Here is a 17,045-nt window from a genome sequence, read left to right on the forward strand (position 1 = left end):
GCACAGAAGGCATCGGCAACAACGGGAGTCCACGGGCTTATGATTCGCTTCAACCGTCGCATGGCGGTCATTCTGCACGATCTGCTCATGGTCGGGCTGGCCTGGCAACTGGCGTGGCTCGCGCGCTTCAATTTTTATTTCGATCAGATCGACTGGCGCCACAATCTCGTTTCCATGTTGATCGTCGTCGTGACGCAGGGCATGGCGCTGTGGCCCGTTGGGTTGTACCGCGGCCTGTGGCGTTTCGCCAGCATTCCGGATTTGTGGAACATTCTGCGCGCCGTGGCCGCCGGCTCGTTGTGTTCACTGCTGCTGCTGTTTATTTTCACCCGTCTGGAGGGCGTGCCGCGCACGACCTTCATTCTCTACCCGGTTTTTCTCATTCTGTTTCTGGGCGGACCGCGTCTTCTTTACCGTTTGTGGAAGGATCATGGGTTGAATTTCCGCGCCCTGTCGGGCGGGCGGCGGGTGCTGGTCGTGGGCGCGGGGCAGGCGGGTGAAACGCTGGTGCGCGACATGCTGCGGGACGGCGAATATCTGCCCATCGGCTTCGTGGACGATCAGCCGCGCCTCTGGAACACGCAGATCCGCGGCATCTCCATTCTGGGGGCTGTGGAGCGCCTGCCGGAGATCGCGCGTCTGAACAGCGCGGAGTTGATCATGATCGCCATCCCTTCCGCGACCAACGCGCAGATGCAACGGATTGTGGCGCTGTGTGAGCAGGCCGAGCGGCCGTTCCGTACACTGCCGCGGCTGCGCGACATGGTGGACGGCCAGGCCGGTGTGAAGGCATTGCGCGAGGTGTCCATCGACGATTTGCTGGGGCGGCTGAAGGTGCAGCTCGACTGGCGCGCCATTCAGGAGGGTATTGCCGGTCGGACCATCCTGGTCAGCGGCGGCGGTGGCTCCATCGGCGCGGAGATCTGCCGTCAGATCGCGCGCCTGGGCCCCGATGCGCTCATCATCCTTGAGCGCAACGAATTCAATTTGTACCGGATCGAGATGGAGTTGCGCCAGGCCTTCCCGCGTCTCAAGTGTCATGCGCTGCTGGGAGACGTGGCGGACGCCGCGGCGGTCAATCACGCCTTCGCCACCCATCACCCGGAGATTGTTTTTCATGCCGCGGCCTACAAGCACGTCCCCATCCTGCAATTCCAGGTGCGCGAGGCGGCGCGCAACAACATTCTGGGAACATGGGTCATCGCCAACGCCGCCATCCGGCAGGGCTGCCGGAAATTCATCCTGATTTCCACCGACAAGGCGGTGAACCCCACCAGCGTCATGGGCGCCACCAAGCGGATCACCGAGATCGGCTGCGAAGTGCTGAACACACAGGGCCCGACGCGGTTCGTGACCGTGCGATTCGGCAATGTCCTGGGCTCGGCGGGCAGCGTCGTGCCCCTGTTTCAGGAGCAGATCCACAGCGGCGGCCCGGTGACCGTCACGCATCCGGAGATGACGCGTTATTTCATGACCATTCCCGAGGCCACCCAGTTGATTTTGCAGGCCGGTGCCATGGGCCGGGGCGGCGAGATCTTCGTGCTGGACATGGGCGAGCCGGTGCGGATTGCCTATCTCGCAGAGCAGATGATCCGTCTGTCCGGGCATGTGCCCGGCCGCGACATTCGCATCGAATACACGGGACTGCGGCCCGGTGAGCGGTTGCGCGAGGAGCTGTTTCATCAGGGCGAGCAACTGAAACCCACGCCGCACGGGAAAATCCTGCTGGCCCAGCATCGCCCGGTGGAGCGGCAGTATCTGGAGCAGGCATTGAAGGAAATGATCGCGGCCTGCGAGACTTTCGACGAGGCGCGCATTTTTGCGCTTATCAGGCAATTGATCCCGGAGATGAGCGGACGGGAGCAGCCGCAATCCAATGTCGTGGCCCTGCAGCCCAAGGGGGCGACATGACGGCAAAGGTGCGCAAGGCCGTGTTTCCCGCCGCGGGACTGGGCACGCGCTTTCTGCCGGCCACCAAGGCCAGTCCCAAGGAGATGCTACCCATCGTCGACAAACCGCTGATTCAGTACGCGGCGGAGGAGGCGGTGGCGGCCGGCATCACCGATCTGATCTTCATCATCGGCCGCACCAAGCGCGCCATTGCCGATCACTTCGACAAGGCCTACGAGCTGGAAGTGGAGCTGGAGAAGTACAAAAAGAGCCGGATGCTGGAGCTGGTGCGCAATATCCTGCCGCCCAATGTGAACTGTATTTACATCCGGCAGGCCGATCCGATGGGACTCGGTCACGCCGTGCTCTGCGCGCGCGCGGCGGTGGGCAACGAACCCTTCGCCGTGCTGCTGGCGGATGATTTGATCGACGGCGCCGGCCGCGGCTGTCTGGCGCAGATGGTGAAAGTCTATGAGGAGAGGGAAGCCAGCGTATTGGCGATCGAAACCGTGCCGCCCGAGGAAACCCAGCGCTATGGCATCGTGGAGGCCGGCCTGGTCGCCCCGCGACTGAGCCGCATCAAATCCATCGTCGAGAAGCCCAGCCCGGACAAGGCGCCGTCAAACAGGGCCGTCGTTGGACGCTACATCCTCACACCGGCCATTTTTGATTTGCTGGAAAATGTGGGGCGCGGCGCTGGCGGCGAAATCCAGCTTACTGATGGCATCGCCAGGCTGCTGGGGCAGGAGCCCGTGTATGCCTATGAATTCGAGGGCAAACGCTACGATTGCGGTTCCAAGATCGGCTACCTGCAGGCCACGGTTGAATATGCCATGAAGCATCCCGAGCTGAACAAGGATTTTTCCACCTATTTGCAGCAGATCAAACCCGGATGACGTGCGGTATGCCGTTAGAATCAGAAGCCCGGCTTGCCGGGCTTTTTTATGCGGCCCGGGTGCCGTCGCTCATTCGCGCCGCTGGGTCGGCGGCGGCCGGGCGGAGCTGCCTGCGATCGATGAATATGGCGTTGCCCTCGATGCGCTTGGCCTGGGCCTTGGCCTCGGTCGCCAGCGTCGCGACGTCGTGGGCCAGCAGCGGGACGCTGTCCTGCGGGATGGAGACCGCGCCGACGGATAGCGACATCAGGGGGAAAAACACCATGTTGCCGCGGCGGTCGATGGACGGTATGCCGCCTCCCGCGAAGTCGTCTGCGTCATAAAAGCGCTCGAGAAGATCGGAGAAAGAGCGCATGATCCGCTCGCAGCGATCCCTCCATTCGCTGCTGAGGAAAATAATGATGAAATCGTCGCCGCCGATGTGGCCGACAAAATCCAGCTGCGGATCGGCGTGTTCGGTGATGACCGTCGCCAGCATGCGGATGATGTCGTCACCACGGGCATATCCGTATTTGTCATTGAAGGGCTTGAAGCAGTCGATGTCGCAGTAGCAGACCGTAAACGGCTGGTTCGCCGCCAGAAAGTCACCGATCGTCTCCGCAATGGGCACGTTGCCCGGCAGCAGCGTCAACGGATTCGCGTAGCGGGCGGCGCGGATTTGCAGTTCCGTGATTCGTCGCAGCAGGTCGAAGACGGAGGCCGTGCCGAGGTAGGCCTGCCGATCACAGATGATGAAGTCGGTGCCCGCGCGCCAGGCCTCGCCGTTCGTGAGGATGTGGCTCACGCTCTCGACGGGGGTGTCCTTTTCGACGATGACCGGCGCGCTCATGATCGTCGCGATTGACTGCCGGCCGTACAATTCGGGTCCATAGCGGCTCGCGTACAGCTGCATGAACTGGTTGCGATCGACAATACCCATCGTGCGATTGCCATCCACCACCGGGATCGACTGCAACAGCGACTGGTTCAGGAAAATCTCGGCAACCTCGTCGACCGTGGTATCGGGGCTGACGTACGGCGTCCTTTTGAGAATCGATCCCACCGTTTCCCTGAAGCGCACCACCCGCGTATGCATACTGTTGTGGTAACTGCCGTTCAACCATCGCGGGTCGATATCGCGCGGCGGTTCGGCGCTCGGCTGTCCAAAATAGAAGCCCTGTCCAAACGGGATGCCGAGGGTGCGGACAATTTCCAGTTCGTCGAGGGTTTCGATGCCTTCGGCGATCACCGAGCAATCCATGTCGGCCGCCAATCCCTGAATGCTGTGGACAAACTGCCGCTTGACGGCGTCTTCGTGAATGCGGGCGATGAAATCGCGATCGATCTTGATGAAATCCGGACGCAATTCAAGCCATGCGCGCAGGCCGGAATGGCCACTGCCGAGATCGTCCATGGCCACGTGATAGCCCAGTTCCCGGCAACGTCCGACGATGTCGCGCACCGTGCCGAAATCCTTGATGATGTGTTTTTCGGTGAGTTCGATGACGACCTGCTGTTTTTTCACGCCCGTAAAGCTCGTCAGGACGTCCCAAGCCGTACGTTCCCTGCCGGGCGCGAGAAGGCAGACTGCGCTGACGTTCAAAAACAGATTGCCATCGATGCTCAATCGCACGAATCGCTCAATCGCGGTGTATAAGCAGGCGATCTCCAGATCAATCAGACGGTCGCAGCGGGCTGCCGCCTCGAACAGTTCAGCCGGCGAATGCAGGAGGGTATCGGAGGGGCCGCGGATCAGCGCCTCATAGCCGTAGATCAGGCGCATGCGGAAATCGACGATGGGTTGAAAATGAGCGGAGAGCCTGCGCTTGGCGATGATTTCGTCTAGTTGCAGTTGCAGATTGCTGGACATGTTGTTACCCGATTCTTTGTCGCAATCCGTTGCCGCCGGCGTTGTATTCGCGCGAAATGTCTGGATCGCCCGGTCGGCCGGCTGCGGTACTCTGCCATTTCAGGGGCAGCTTTTCTGATATGTGCCATACCAACATGACAGGCTGGTGACGGCACGGACCTCCGCATGCATGCCGCGGATGGCATTCAGAGATGGTGACGCAACAGGGGCTGGTTTGGGATGTTGAAACCGATACAATCCGGTCTTGCCTGTCACCGTGTTGTAACGAGCGCTCGCTAATCTGATCAACGACGACCACAGCAGTACCGGCCGCTTCCTGCGTCTGAACGCTTGAAGCGGCTGTTTTTTTGCGCTCAATTTTTCTCATGCTTCAGCGGTGCCGCGGCGGTCGAATAACAAACGGTACGAAACATCTGGGACGGATGATTATGGAAGATGGCTCCGGGGAGGGACTCGACCGTTTCGCCTGGAGCGAAACGGCGCTTCAGCCCCGGAAGGGGCGAGTCTCTGGACGAGACGAGAAACCGTGGTGAGAGTCCCGGTTCGAAATCCGGCTGACGGCGCACTGCGAGTGATGCTTGTTGGTGACTGAATGCTAAATAATGGCTCCCGGGGAGGGACTCGACCGTTTCGCGGGGAGCGAAACGGCGCTTTAGCCCCGAAGGGGCGAGTCTCAGGACGAGACGAGCAACCGTGGTGAGAGTCCCGGTTCGAAATTTGATTGGCAACGTACTGCGAGTGATGCTTGTTGGTGACTGAACGCTAAATGGCTCCCGGGGAGGGACTCGAACCCCCGACCCAGCGGTTAACAGCCGCTTGCTCTACCGGCTGAGCTACCCGGGAACGTTTTTTGAAGGCGCGTATGGTACTGACCGGCCTCTGCACGGTCAATCCACGATTACTTTTTTCCCAGGGCCCGCTCCATGCGGTTCATGGCATTTTCCAGGACCTCCATGGAGGTCGCAAACGAGATGCGCATGCAGCCCGGCGCGCCGAAGGCCGAGCCCGGCACCATGGCGCAGCCGGTCTGTTCCAGGAACCACTCTGCCATGGCAATATCGTCCTTCAACTTTCTGCCCTTCATGACGCCCGTCATGTCGGGGAAGATGTAAAACGTCCCCTGCGCAGGCAGGCATTTTACGCCGGTCATTTCGTTGAGACGCCTGTGCACGAAATCATGCCGCTGCTTGAATACGCGGCATTGTTCGCGCACGAAACTTTGATCGCCCTCCAGCGCCGCCTGGGCGGCCGCCTGGGCGATGGAGGTCGGGTTGGACGTGCTCTGCGACTGGATCTTGCTCATCGCCGAGATCACCGGCTTGGGACCCGCCGCATAGCCGATGCGCCAGCCGGTCATGGAGTAGGCCTTGGAAACGCCGTTCAGCACGACGGACCGATCCTTGAGCGTGGGACGGGTATTGACGATGTTTTTGAATTCGCCTTCCCAAAGAATATGTTCATAGATGTCGTCGGTCGCGATCAGCACCTGCGGATGATCTTCAAGCACGGCACCGAGCGCCGCCAGTTCCTTGGGCGTGTAATGCACGCCCGTGGGATTCGACGGACTGTTGATGATGAACAGCCGGGTCTTGGACGTAATCCCGGCCTTGAGCTTGGCTGGCGTGATTTTAAAGCCGTCGCGGATATCGGCGTGAATGAAGGCGGGCTGTGCGCCGCTCAAAAGCGCCATGTCGGGGTAGGAAACCCAGTAGGGCGCCGGGATCAGCACTTCGTCGCCGTGATTGAGCACGGCCTGAAAGAGGTTGTAGATGCTGTGTTTGCAGCCGCAGGACACCAGGATCTGGTCGGGCGTGTAGTCGAGATTGTTCTCGCGCTTTAATTTGCCGACAATGGCCTTCTTCAGTCCCGGCGTGCCTTCCACGGCGGTGTACTTGGTGAAGCCGTCTTTCAGCGCCTTGATGGCGGCTTCCTTGATGAAATCCGGCGTATCGAAATCCGGCTCCCCCGCGGCCAGGCTCAGGATGTCCTTGCCGGCGGCCTTGAGTTCCGCCGCGCGGGCGCTCACGCTCAAGGTGGGGGAGGGTTTGATGCTCTGCGCGCGCAATGAAGCTTGAATGTTCAAAAAAGCACCTCGTCTCAACAGGTTGTTTGGCAGCAGTAACTCAATGGGCCGTGTAATATACTTTAAGTTTGTGCATTGCAAAACTCCCCATGAGCCGATTCGAACTTAAAGCGCCCTACGCCCCGGCCGGCGGCCAGCCGGAGGCCATCGTCGGGCTCCTGCGCGGCATCCACGAAGGTCTCTCGCATCAGACGTTGCTGGGCGTCACCGGCTCCGGCAAGACCTTTACCATCGCCAATGTGGTGGCGGCGGTGCAGCGCCCCATGCTGGTGCTGGCGCCCAACAAGACCCTCGCGGCGCAGCTCTACGGGGAGTTCAGGGAATTTTTCCCCGCCAATGCGGTGGAGTATTTCGTCTCCTACTACGATTATTACCAGCCGGAGGCTTACGTCCCTTCCACGGATACCTACATCGAGAAGGATGCCTCCATCAACGAGCATATAGAACAGATGCGGCTGTCGGCCACGCGCGCGCTGCTGGAGCGGCGTGACACCATCATCGTCGCCACGGTATCGTCGATCTACGGCTTGGGCGACCCGGTGGCCTATCACCGCATGGTTGTGCATCTGGTCCGGGGTGACAAGATCGACCAGCGCACCCTGCTGCGCCGGCTGGCCGAATTGCAGTACACCCGCAACGACATCGAATTGCATCGCGGCACCTACCGCGTGCGCGGCGAGGTCGTCGACATCTTTCCGGCGGAGTCCGAGCGCGAGGCCGTGCGCGTGGAGATGTTCGACGACGAGATCGAGTCACTGAGTTATTTCGATCCGCTGACGGGCGAGGCGCTGAAAAAAGCGCCGCGGCTGACGATCTATCCCAAGACCCACTATGTCACCGACCGCCAGACCATGCTGGAGGCCGTGGACGGGATCAAACGCGAGTTGCAGGAACGCCTGGAGCAGTTGCGCGGCATGAACAAGCTGGTCGAGGCGCAACGGCTGGAACAACGCACCCGCTTCGACATCGAGATGATTCTGGAGGTGGGCTACTGCTCCGGCATCGAAAATTATTCACGTTTTCTCTCCGGTCGCAAACCGGGCGAGCCGCCGCCGACCCTGTTCGATTATTTCCCGGCCGACGGGCTCCTGGTCATCGACGAAAGCCATGTCACCATCCCGCAATTGGGCGGCATGTACCGCGGCGACCGCGCCCGCAAGGAAAACCTGGTCGAGTACGGTTTCCGCATCCCCGCGGCGCTGGACAACCGGCCGCTCAAGTTCGAGGAGTTCGAGCGCCTGTCGCCGCAGACGATCTATGTTTCCGCGACGCCGGGGCCTTATGAATTGCAGAAATCCGGTCAGGTGGTCGAGCTGGTGGTGCGTCCCACCGGTCTCATCGATCCCGAGGTCGAGGTGCGGCCGGCATCGACGCAGGTGGATGATTTGTTCTCGGAAATCGAGACACAGGTCGGTGCCGGCGGACGGGTGCTGGTAACGACGCTGACCAAACGGATGGCCGAGGATCTGACGGAATACCTCGCCGAACATGGCGTCAAGGTGCGCTATCTGCACTCCGATATTGAGACCGTGGAACGCGTGGAGATCATCCGCGATTTGCGGCTGGGTGCGTTTGACGTGCTGGTCGGCATCAACCTGTTGCGCGAGGGACTGGACCTGCCGGAAGTTTCACTTGTGGCGGTGTTGGACGCCGACAAGGAGGGCTTTCTGCGATCCGAACGCTCGCTGATCCAGACCGTTGGCCGAGCCGCCCGCAACATCCGGGGCAAGGCCATCTTGTATGCCGATCAGTTCACGGATTCCATGCGGCGTGCACTGGCCGAGATGGAGCGCCGCCGGCAGGTGCAGATTGCCTTCAACGAGCAACACGGCATCACGCCCAAGGGCATCGAAAAGACGGTTGTCGACATCATGGAGGCAAGATCCGAGGCCCGTGGCGTGCCCGGCCGTCTGGCGAAGGTCGCGGAGCCGAAGGCGGGCTACGCCGGATTGCCGCCCGAAATACTGCTGAAAAAGATCAAGCAACTGGAGGAACAGATGTATCGCCACGCCCGCGATCTGGAATTCGAGGAGGCCGCGCGCCTGCGCGATGAAATTGAACTGCTGCGCACCGAAGGGCTGGGCCTGCCCAGCCAAAAGGCGGGGTAGGGACGCTGGCGATTCTTGGCGCATTTATGTATTCTCTGCCGCCTGATTTGATACAGGCGCGTAGCTCAGCTGGTTAGAGCACCACCTTGACATGGTGGGGGTCGGAGGTTCGAGTCCTCTCGCGCCTACCAGAATTTGAGAAAGTTTGTGGTGATAGTTATGTTGAGGTTGAGTGGGTCGGTGGGGTCGGGGGTTGCTCGGCTCATCCATGGGCCTCGCCCTGCGGGCTTCCCCGGATAAGGAACGGGGAAGCGCCGTTTTGCTCCGGACAAAACGGTCGAAGTCCCCTCGCGCCCACCGGGTTTTTAATTCGCGTCGACGTTACTTTGTAAGTAGTGCCTTGAACGATGGCCGTTCGTGGAGGCCACGGAGGAGAACAGAAATGTCAGTTACGATTACCCTGCCAGACGGCAGTCAGCGTCAATTCCCCCGTCCCGTGACCGCCGCGGAGGTGGCAGCCGCCATCGGGCCCGGTCTCGCCAAGGCGGCGCTGGCCGCCAAGGTCAACGGCAGGCTGGTCGATACTTCCTACCGGATCGAACAAGACGCGCAGCTGGCCATCGTTACCGGCAAGGACGCGGAGGGTGTCGAGGTCATTCGTCATAGTTGCGCGCACCTGCTGGCGCAGGCGGTGAAACAGTTGTTCCCAGACGCGCAGGTAACCATCGGTCCGGTCATCGAAAACGGTTTCTACTACGATTTTTCCTACAAGCGTCCCTTCACGCCGGAGGATCTGGAGAAGATCGAGGCCCGGATGAAGGAGCTCGCCGCCGCCGATCACGAAGTACAACGCTCGGTGATGGCGCGCGATGAGGCGGTCAAATTCTTCCGCAAGATGGGCGAGGAGTACAAGGCCGAGATCATCGCCTCGATTCCCGCCAATGAGCAGATATCGCTGTACGGACAAGGCGACTTCATCGATCTCTGCCGTGGTCCGCATGTGCCCAGCACCGGCAAGCTCCGCGCCTTCAAACTGACCAAGATTGCCGGCGCCTACTGGCGCGGCGATTCCCGCAACGAAATGCTGCAGCGGATCTACGGCACGGCCTGGCCCGACGAGAAATTGCTGAAGGATTACCTGCACCGCTTGGAGGAGGCTGAGAAACGTGATCACCGCAAAATCGGCAAGGCGCTGGATCTGTTTCATTTGCAGGAGGAAGCGCCGGGCATGGTGTTCTGGCACCCGCGCGGCTGGGTCATCTGGCAGCAGATTGAACAATACCTGCGCCAGGTCTTGTGGGAGCACGGCTACGAGGAGGTGCGTACGCCGGCGATCATGGATCGCGTGCTGTGGGAGAAGTCCGGCCATTGGGAAAATTTTCGCGAGCTCATGTACACCACGGAGTCGGAGAAGCGCGACTACGCGGTGAAGCCCATGAATTGCCCTGGGCACATCCAGATTTACAATCAGGGCATCAAGAGCTACCGCGACCTGCCGTTGCGGCTGGCGGAATTCGGCTCCTGCCACCGCAACGAGCCTTCCGGTGCCCTGCACGGCCTCATGCGCGTGCGCGGTTTCGTGCAGGACGACGCCCACATTTTCTGCACAGAAGAACAAATCCTCGCCGAGTCGGGCGGCTTTATCGATCTGCTGCTGAAGGTGTACGCCGATTTCGGATTCAAAGACGTGCTGGTCAAACTCTCCACCCGGCCGGTGAAGCGCATTGGCACGGATATCCAGTGGGACAAGGCCGAAAAGGCGCTGGCTGACGCCCTGAAGGCCAAGGGTCTCAAATACGACGTGCAGCCGGGTGAGGGCGCGTTTTACGGTCCCAAGATCGAGTTTTCGCTGAAGGACTGCATCGGCCGTATCTGGCAATGCGGCACCATCCAGCTGGATTTCGCCCTGCCGGAGCGTCTGGGGGCGGAATATGTGGGCGAGGACGGCCAGCGGCACGCACCGGTCATGCTACACCGGGCCATACTGGGTTCGCTGGAGCGCTTCATCGGCATCCTGATCGAAGAGCACGCCGGTGCATTCCCGGCGTGGCTGGCGCCGGTGCAGGTGGCGGTCTTCAATATCACCGATGCGCAGGCTGATTATGCGGCCGGGGTGGCGGAAACCTTAAAAAATCAAGGCTTCCGCGCCATTTCTGACTTGAGAAATGAGAAGATCGGCCTTAAAATCCGCGAGCATACCTTGCAGCGGGTCCCGTACATGCTGGTCACCGGCGGTCGGGAGGTCGAAAACCAGACCGTGGCCGTGCGCACTCGTGCCGGTGAGGATTTGGGCAGCATGCCCCTCGACGCTTTCATCGAGCGCCTCAAGAGCGAGATTGCCAAGCGCGGCCATGGCTAAAGAGGAGTGAGATTATCAGTACGGAAAAGAAGAACCGTATCAACGAAATGATTACGGCGCCGCAGGTGCGCCTGATTGGGCCGGATGGCGAAAATGTCGGTGTCGTTTCGATTGATGAAGCCCAGCGTATCGCGGACGATAATGGACAGGACCTGGTGGAGATAGTGCCCAATGCAGACCCGCCGGTCTGCCGGGTGATGGATGTCGGCAAGTTCATCTTCGAACAGAACAAGAAGAAACACGCCGCCAAGCGCAAGCAGAAACAGATCCAGATCAAGGAGATCAAGATCCGCCCCACCACCGAGGAGGGCGATTATCAGGTCAAGCTGCGTTCGATGACGAGATTTCTGGAGGAGGGTGACAAGGTCAAGGTGACATTGCGGTTCCGGGGACGGGAATTGATGCACCAGGAATTCGGCGTGCAGATGCTGAAACGCATTGAGACCGATCTGGCCGCGCTGAGCATGGTCGAGCAGCACCCGCGTCTGGAAGGCAAGCAAATGGTGATGTTGCTCTCGCCGCGGCGCGGCGGTGGGCACGCAGTAGGCGTCGAGCACGTGGAAAATTGAGTGATTGGAGCAATCGAGTCATGCCTAAATTAAAGAGCAACAGCGGCGCAAAAAAACGCCTCAAGGTCGCGCCCTCGGGCACGGTCAAGCATCGCAAGACCTTCAAGCGGCATTTGCTGACCGGCAAGAGCGCCAAGCGCAAACGTCGTCTGAGCGCGGTGGTGGTGATTCACGAATCGGATCACAGCCGCGTGCGGCCGCTGCTTCCCTATTCCTGATTTTTCAACATTAGAGTCAAGACATCATGGCAAGAGTAAAACGGGGCGTCACCGCCCGCGCCAGGCATAAAAAAATTCTGGCGCAATCCAAGGGTTACCGCGGTTTTCGCCGCAACATCGTGCGCGTGGCCAAACAGGCCGTCACCCGCGCCGGCCAGTTTGCCTATCGCGATCGCAAGCAACGCAAGCGTCAGTTCCGCGCCCTGTGGATCGTGCGCATCAACGCCGCCGCGCGGTTGTCCGGGCTGTCCTACAGCCGGTTGATCAACGGTTTGGAAAAAGCCGCCGTGGCGGTGGATCGCAAGGTCCTGGCAGATCTGGCCGTGCACGATCTCGCTGCGTTCGGCCAGCTGGCGGAAAAGGCCAAGGCAGCGCTGGCGCAGTAACGTGCCGCCCGTCCCGCCCGGCGCGGGCGACAGCAGGGAAGGACAGGCAGGGGAAAGGCGCGGCCTTTCCCCTGTTTTTTTATGAGCCTAGAAAAACGGATCATGCACATCAGCACCGAGGCGCGGGCGCAGATTGCCGGCGCGGCGGGCATGGCCGCGCTCGAACAACTGCGTGTCCACTGGCTGGGCAGGAAGGGGGTGCTGACCGAGGAACTGAAGCATGTGGGAACGCTGGCGCCGGAAGCCCGCCGGGAGGCGGGCCGGATCGTCAACGAGGCCAAGTCCACGCTTACTGCACTCATTGAAGCCCGCCGGCTGGAACTGGAACGGGCCGAAATCGCCCGCCGCCTGGGGCGGGAGGTCATCGATGTCACGTTACCGGGCCGCGGCGAGCGTCCGGGTGGCCCGCACCCCGTTACCCGCACACTCAACAGGGTGGTGGCATTGTTCAGCCAGATCGGCTTTGAAGTCGCCGACGGTCCGGAGATCGAGGACGATTACCACAACTTCGAGGCCCTCAATATTCCGGCCCACCATCCCGCCCGCGCCATGCATGACACGTTTTATTTCGATGCCGGCACATTGTTGCGCACGCACACCTCGCCGGTGCAGATCCGGGTAATGGAGCGCACGCCGCCACCGATGCGTGTCATTGCGCCGGGGCGGGTATACCGTCATGACTATGATCAGACCCACTCGCCGATGTTCCATCAGGTCGAGGGTCTGCTGGTGGACGAGGAGGTCAGTTTCGCTGATCTGAAGGGGCTGCTGCATGACTTTCTATGCGCCTTTTTCGAACGCGATGATTTGCAGATGCGTTTCCGGCCGTCGTATTTTCCGTTCACCGAACCTTCCGCCGAGGTCGACATCCGGCTTCCGACGGAACACGGTGTCAGCGGCTGGCTGGAGGTGCTGGGTTGCGGCATGGTGCATCCCAATGTATTCCGCGCGGTCGGGATCGACAGCGAGCGTTATCGCGGGCTGGCCTTCGGCCTGGGGATAGAACGGCTGGCCATGTTGCGTTATGGCGTCAGTGATCTGCGGTTGTTTTTTGAGAATGATCTGCGCTTCCTCGCGCAGTTCAGATAACTGCCGGCCCTTATGAAATTCAGCGAACGCTGGTTGCGTGAGTGGGCAAACCCGCCGGTCGACAGTGCGGCGCTGTGCGAGAGGCTTACGCTGTCCGGGCTGGAGGTTGAGCAGATGACGCCGGTCGCCGCCGAAATCACCGGCGTGGTTGTGGCTGAAGTGCGCGTAATCGGCAAACATCCCAACGCCGACAAACTCAGCGTATGTCAGGTGTCCACCGGTTCCGCCGCTCCGCTGAGCGTGGTCACGGGAGCAGCCAATGTTCGTACCGGCATGCGCGTGCCGCTGGCGCCGGCCGGCGCGCTGCTCGCTGATGGCAGGCGCATAGAAAAAAGCAGCCTCCGTGGCATGGAATCCCACGGCGTGCTGTGCTCCGCGACGGAGCTTGGCATGGTCGATGCCGGCGGCGAAGGCATCCTTGAATTGCCGTCCGACGCGCCCTTGGGCGCAAACGTGCGTGATTACCTGCAGCTCGATGATGCCCGCATTGAAATCAATCTCACCCCCAACCGCGGTGATTGCCTGAGCATCGCCGGACTGGCGCGCGAGGTGGGCGCCGAACACCACTGCCCCCTTCGCCTGCCCGAAATTAAATCGCAGCCACCGGCACATGCTGGCCGGTTGCCAATCACCCTCACAGCATCCGAAGCCTGCCCGCGTTATGCCGGTCGTGTCATCAACGGCATCGACGCCGCGGCCGCCACGCCGATGTGGCTGCGCGAGCGGCTGCGACGCAGTGGGTTGCGCAGCATCAGCGCGGTGGTGGACGTGACCAATTACGTCATGCTGGAACTTGGGCAGCCCATGCATGCCTTTGATCTCGCCCGGCTCAAGGGTGGCATCACGGTGCGTTATGCCCGTGCCGGAGAGCAACTTGAACTGCTGGACGGCCAGCAGGTGACGGTGGATGCTGAAACGCTGGTCATCGCCGACGATGAGAAGCCGGTGGCGATGGCCGGCATCATGGGGGGGCGGGCGACCGGTGTGGGGGACATCACTCGCGACATATTTCTGGAAAGTGCGTTTTTCTCCCCCACTGCCATTGCCGGACGGCCGTGGCGATACAAGCTGCATACGGATTCCGCGCACCGTTTTGAGCGGGGCGTGGATTATCTGATGACCGCGCGCGCCATGGAGCGCGCCACGGCGCTGATTCTGCAAATTTGCGGCGGCCGCCCCGGGCCGGTTTGCGACGTGACACACAAACAACATCTCCCGGTTCGCGCACCCATCCGGTTGCGGCAACGGCGCCTGGAGCAGGTGCTGGGTTTTTCATGCGCCGCTGACGAGGTGATTCGCATACTTGAGGCATTGGGCGTGACTGTGAAACCGGCTGAAGATGGCTGGCAGGTGCTACCCCCGTCTTATCGATTCGACATAAGCATTGAAGAGGACCTGATCGAGGAAATGGCGCGCATCCTCGGTTACGAACGCGTTCCCAGCCGCGCCCCTGGCGGACGGTTGAAACTGGGTCCGTTGGCGGAAGCGGGCAAGGATCCCTTGATGCGGTTTCGGCAAACATTGATTGATCGCGGCTATCATGAAGCGATCACCTACAGTTTCGTTGATCCCGCACACGACGCAAAGCTGGGTGATGGCGCGGCGGCGATTGCGCTGACCAATCCCATCTCGGAGGACATGGCCGTGATGCGGACGAGCCTGTGGCCGGGATTGGTGAAGGCGCTGCATTACAACCAGAACCGGCAGCAATCGCGCATTCGTCTGTTCGAGATGGGTAGAATTTTTCGAAGTTCCGGCAAGGAAACCAGTCAAATAATGAACATAGCGGGAGTTATTGCGGGGGATTCCGCACCGGAACAATGGGGCTGTAAGTCGCGCCCCGTGGATTTTTATGACCTGAAATCGGATTGCGAGGCCCTGTTGGCTGGATTGCAGGGCGTCGATGCTGTTCCTGGGCGTCATCCCGCCCTGCATCCGGGGCAGTCCGCCGATTGGGTTATGGCGGGTAATAAGGTTGGAAGTATCGGTGCGCTGCGTCCTGATTTGTATAAGGATTTGGACTTGAAAGGGCCAGTCTATCTGTTTGAATTGGCATTGGCACCTCTGGCTGGCCTGCCGATACCACGCCATCAGCCATTATCAAAATTTCCCCTTGTAAGACGGGACCTTAGCTTTACTTTGGCCGCTGATATCCCGGTCCAGAAAGTCACGGAATGCATCTGGCGGGGGGCGCCTTTAGCGTTGCGTGACTTGCAGTTATTTGACGTATATCAGGGCGAAGGCATTGATTCAGGGAAGAAAAGTATCGCTTTGGGCTTGATTTTTCAGCAATCTTCAAGCACTCTAATGGATACAGAGGTGGAGGTGATGGTAACCGGCATTGCCAAAAGGCTGGCCGGCGAACTGGGGGCCTCACTGCGAGAATAACGACAATGGCACTCACCAAGGCCGAAATGGCCGAGAAGCTTTTTGAAGAGTTGGGTCTCAACAAGCGGGAGGCCAAGGAACTCGTGGAGATGTTTTTTGAAGAAATCCGCGCCGCCTTGGAGTCCGGCCAGCAGGTGAAGCTGTCCGGGTTTGGTAACTTTGACCTGCGCAAGAAGAACCAACGTCCGGGACGCAACCCCAAGACAGGCGAGGAGATCCCCATCACCGCCCGCCGGGTGGTGACCTTCCGGCCCGGCCAGAAATTAAAAGCGAGAGTGGAAGCCTATGCTGGAAGCATCGAACAATAACGAATTGCCAGCGATACCCGGTAAACGCTACTTCACCATCGGTGAAGTGAGCGATCTATGCGCGGTCAAGCCGCATGTGCTGCGTTACTGGGAGCAGGAATTCCCCCAGCTCAAACCCATCAAGCGCCGGGGCAACCGCCGCTATTACCAACGCCAGGACGTCATTCTTATCCGCCAGATCCGCGGCCTCTTGTATGAACACGGTTTCACCATCGGCGGCGCCCGCCAGCGGCTATCCGGCGAAGATGCCAGGGCCGACAACAATCTGAGCCAGCAAATCATCCGCCAGTTGCGCACGGAGCTGGAGGAAGTCCTTAACATCCTCCGCCGTTGACTCCCAACAGGCCAGTTACGCCGCTTGCCGGTGGGTTGTATTCTCTAGTAGTCTTTAAAATCCTCGTTGGCGTATTCTCGACCGTTTCATCACTGGAACATATATCGGGGCGTAGCGCAGCCTGGTAGCGCACTTCCTTGGGGTGGAAGTGGTCGGAGGTTCAAATCCTCTCGCCCCGACCAATTTTTGTATCGAGTCAGACCGCGGGGAATTTAAGTTAAAGTTCATCTTCGAAGAAGCCAGTGATTCAAAACGAGCATGGGAATTAAATTGGTCACAGCCGTTGCAGCGCTGTCATTGGGCGCGGCTTCAAGCTGCATGGCCCGGCCGCTTTTCACTGCGCCATCACCGGGAATTCGAGGACAGGCCCCCGACATGGTTACGCCTTCGCCGGGTTTGTCCAGCGCCGGACGGGGGCCGGTGCGGGAAGATTTCACCGGCAAGTTGTATAAATACATAGACGGCGCGGGCAATGTCGTCACGGGCCCGGTTGAGATCGATGGCTACGGTTACGGCGTACACCGGGATCAATATGGCCGCGCGGTCCATGCCGTTCCACTCGACGGCAAGGCCGGCACCATCTTGCAGCCGCGATGATTTATGAGTTGAGGAGACAAATGGCATGATG

The 17,045-nt window shown here is 60.3% G+C and carries 14 protein-coding genes and 3 tRNA genes; 14 read left to right on the plus strand and 3 right to left on the minus strand.

What is annotated here, in order from left to right:
* Positions 1–87: 87 nt before the first annotated feature.
* Together VMH34_08735 and galU are read left to right on the plus strand one after the other, a co-directional pair.
* Entirely contained in the window at positions 88–1,911 is a 1,824-nt protein-coding gene (locus VMH34_08735; GenBank protein ID HTT08859.1) for a nucleoside-diphosphate sugar epimerase/dehydratase, read from the plus strand.
* Positions 1,908–2,786, plus strand: coding sequence for a UTP--glucose-1-phosphate uridylyltransferase GalU (galU, locus tag VMH34_08740; protein ID HTT08860.1), 879 nt, complete (start codon positions 1,908–1,910; stop codon positions 2,784–2,786). The genes VMH34_08735 and galU overlap by 4 nt, the downstream gene beginning before the upstream one ends.
* 46 nt (positions 2,787–2,832) lie before the next feature.
* On the opposite strand, the gene VMH34_08745 is transcribed toward galU, so the two are convergent.
* The 3 genes from VMH34_08745 to VMH34_08755 all read right to left on the minus strand — a co-directional run bounded on the left by VMH34_08745 (position 2,833) and on the right by VMH34_08755 (position 6,718).
* On the minus strand, positions 2,833–4,635 hold the full coding sequence (locus VMH34_08745) for a GGDEF domain-containing protein (protein HTT08861.1): 1,803 nt from the start codon (positions 4,633–4,635) through the stop codon (positions 2,833–2,835).
* Between the two features lie 767 nt (positions 4,636–5,402).
* A tRNA-Asn gene (locus VMH34_08750) sits at positions 5,403–5,478 on the minus strand.
* 55 nt (positions 5,479–5,533) lie between these two features.
* Entirely contained in the window at positions 5,534–6,718 is a 1,185-nt protein-coding gene (locus VMH34_08755) for a pyridoxal phosphate-dependent aminotransferase (protein HTT08862.1), read from the minus strand.
* A gap of 89 nt (positions 6,719–6,807) precedes the next feature.
* Between VMH34_08755 and uvrB the strand changes: the two genes are divergently transcribed.
* From uvrB to VMH34_08815, 12 genes are all read left to right on the plus strand, one after another.
* Complete coding sequence (gene uvrB / locus VMH34_08760; protein HTT08863.1) at positions 6,808–8,826, plus strand: excinuclease ABC subunit UvrB; 2,019 nt, start codon at positions 6,808–6,810, stop codon at positions 8,824–8,826.
* Between the two features lie 54 nt (positions 8,827–8,880).
* Positions 8,881–8,957 (plus strand) — tRNA-Val (locus tag VMH34_08765).
* 251 nt (positions 8,958–9,208) lie between these two features.
* Positions 9,209–11,125 carry a threonine--tRNA ligase gene (gene thrS, locus VMH34_08770; protein HTT08864.1) on the plus strand — a complete coding sequence of 639 codons (1,917 nt, stop codon included), beginning with the start codon at positions 9,209–9,211 and terminating at the stop codon, positions 11,123–11,125.
* 14 nt (positions 11,126–11,139) lie between these two features.
* Positions 11,140–11,694 (plus strand): translation initiation factor IF-3, encoded by a 555-nt coding sequence (gene infC, locus VMH34_08775; GenBank protein HTT08865.1) that lies wholly within the window; start codon positions 11,140–11,142, stop codon positions 11,692–11,694.
* A gap of 20 nt (positions 11,695–11,714) precedes the next feature.
* Positions 11,715–11,912 (plus strand): 50S ribosomal protein L35, encoded by a 198-nt coding sequence (rpmI, locus tag VMH34_08780; protein ID HTT08866.1) that lies wholly within the window; start codon positions 11,715–11,717, stop codon positions 11,910–11,912.
* 26 nt (positions 11,913–11,938) lie between these two features.
* The gene (rplT, locus tag VMH34_08785; GenBank protein ID HTT08867.1) at positions 11,939–12,298 is read left to right on the plus strand and encodes a 50S ribosomal protein L20; all 360 of its coding nucleotides are present in this window, start codon (positions 11,939–11,941) and stop codon (positions 12,296–12,298) included.
* A gap of 102 nt (positions 12,299–12,400) precedes the next feature.
* The gene (pheS, locus tag VMH34_08790; protein HTT08868.1) at positions 12,401–13,387 is read left to right on the plus strand and encodes a phenylalanine--tRNA ligase subunit alpha; all 987 of its coding nucleotides are present in this window, start codon (positions 12,401–12,403) and stop codon (positions 13,385–13,387) included.
* A gap of 12 nt (positions 13,388–13,399) precedes the next feature.
* Positions 13,400–15,775 (plus strand): phenylalanine--tRNA ligase subunit beta, encoded by a 2,376-nt coding sequence (pheT, locus tag VMH34_08795; GenBank protein HTT08869.1) that lies wholly within the window; start codon positions 13,400–13,402, stop codon positions 15,773–15,775.
* A 5-nt stretch (positions 15,776–15,780) separates the two neighbouring features.
* Positions 15,781–16,083, plus strand: coding sequence for an integration host factor subunit alpha (gene ihfA, locus VMH34_08800; protein ID HTT08870.1), 303 nt, complete (start codon positions 15,781–15,783; stop codon positions 16,081–16,083).
* On the plus strand, positions 16,061–16,417 hold the full coding sequence (locus VMH34_08805) for a MerR family transcriptional regulator (GenBank protein ID HTT08871.1): 357 nt from the start codon (positions 16,061–16,063) through the stop codon (positions 16,415–16,417). The genes ihfA and VMH34_08805 overlap by 23 nt, the downstream gene beginning before the upstream one ends.
* 105 nt (positions 16,418–16,522) lie before the next feature.
* Positions 16,523–16,599, plus strand: a tRNA-Pro gene (locus tag VMH34_08810).
* 193 nt (positions 16,600–16,792) lie between these two features.
* Positions 16,793–17,014, plus strand: a complete 222-nt coding sequence (locus VMH34_08815) for a hypothetical protein (protein HTT08872.1) — start codon at positions 16,793–16,795, stop codon at positions 17,012–17,014.
* Positions 17,015–17,045 lie beyond the last annotated feature (31 nt).

It is taken from the genome of Gammaproteobacteria bacterium (assembly GCA_035501935.1).
GTDB lineage: Bacteria > Pseudomonadota > Gammaproteobacteria > JAJPIJ01 > JAJPIJ01 > JAJPIJ01.

Bases quoted from the DNA above. Each gene is read 5' to 3' on its own strand.
- VMH34_08735 (HTT08859.1), top strand. From the start codon at position 88: ATGGTCGGGCTGGCCTGGCAACTGGCGTGGCTCGCGCGCTTCAATTTT.
- galU (HTT08860.1), top strand. From the start codon at position 1,908: ATGACGGCAAAGGTGCGCAAGGCCGTGTTTCCCGCCGCGGGACTGGGC.
- VMH34_08745 (HTT08861.1), bottom strand. From the start codon at position 4,635: ATGTCCAGCAATCTGCAACTGCAACTAGACGAAATCATCGCCAAGCGC.
- uvrB (HTT08863.1), top strand. From the start codon at position 6,808: ATGAGCCGATTCGAACTTAAAGCGCCCTACGCCCCGGCCGGCGGCCAG.
- thrS (HTT08864.1), top strand. From the start codon at position 9,209: ATGTCAGTTACGATTACCCTGCCAGACGGCAGTCAGCGTCAATTCCCC.
- rpmI (HTT08866.1), top strand. From the start codon at position 11,715: ATGCCTAAATTAAAGAGCAACAGCGGCGCAAAAAAACGCCTCAAGGTC.
- rplT (HTT08867.1), top strand. From the start codon at position 11,939: ATGGCAAGAGTAAAACGGGGCGTCACCGCCCGCGCCAGGCATAAAAAA.
- pheS (HTT08868.1), top strand. From the start codon at position 12,401: ATGCACATCAGCACCGAGGCGCGGGCGCAGATTGCCGGCGCGGCGGGC.
- pheT (HTT08869.1), top strand. From the start codon at position 13,400: ATGAAATTCAGCGAACGCTGGTTGCGTGAGTGGGCAAACCCGCCGGTC.
- ihfA (HTT08870.1), top strand. From the start codon at position 15,781: ATGGCACTCACCAAGGCCGAAATGGCCGAGAAGCTTTTTGAAGAGTTG.
- VMH34_08805 (HTT08871.1), top strand. From the start codon at position 16,061: ATGCTGGAAGCATCGAACAATAACGAATTGCCAGCGATACCCGGTAAA.
- VMH34_08815 (HTT08872.1), top strand. From the start codon at position 16,793: ATGGTTACGCCTTCGCCGGGTTTGTCCAGCGCCGGACGGGGGCCGGTG.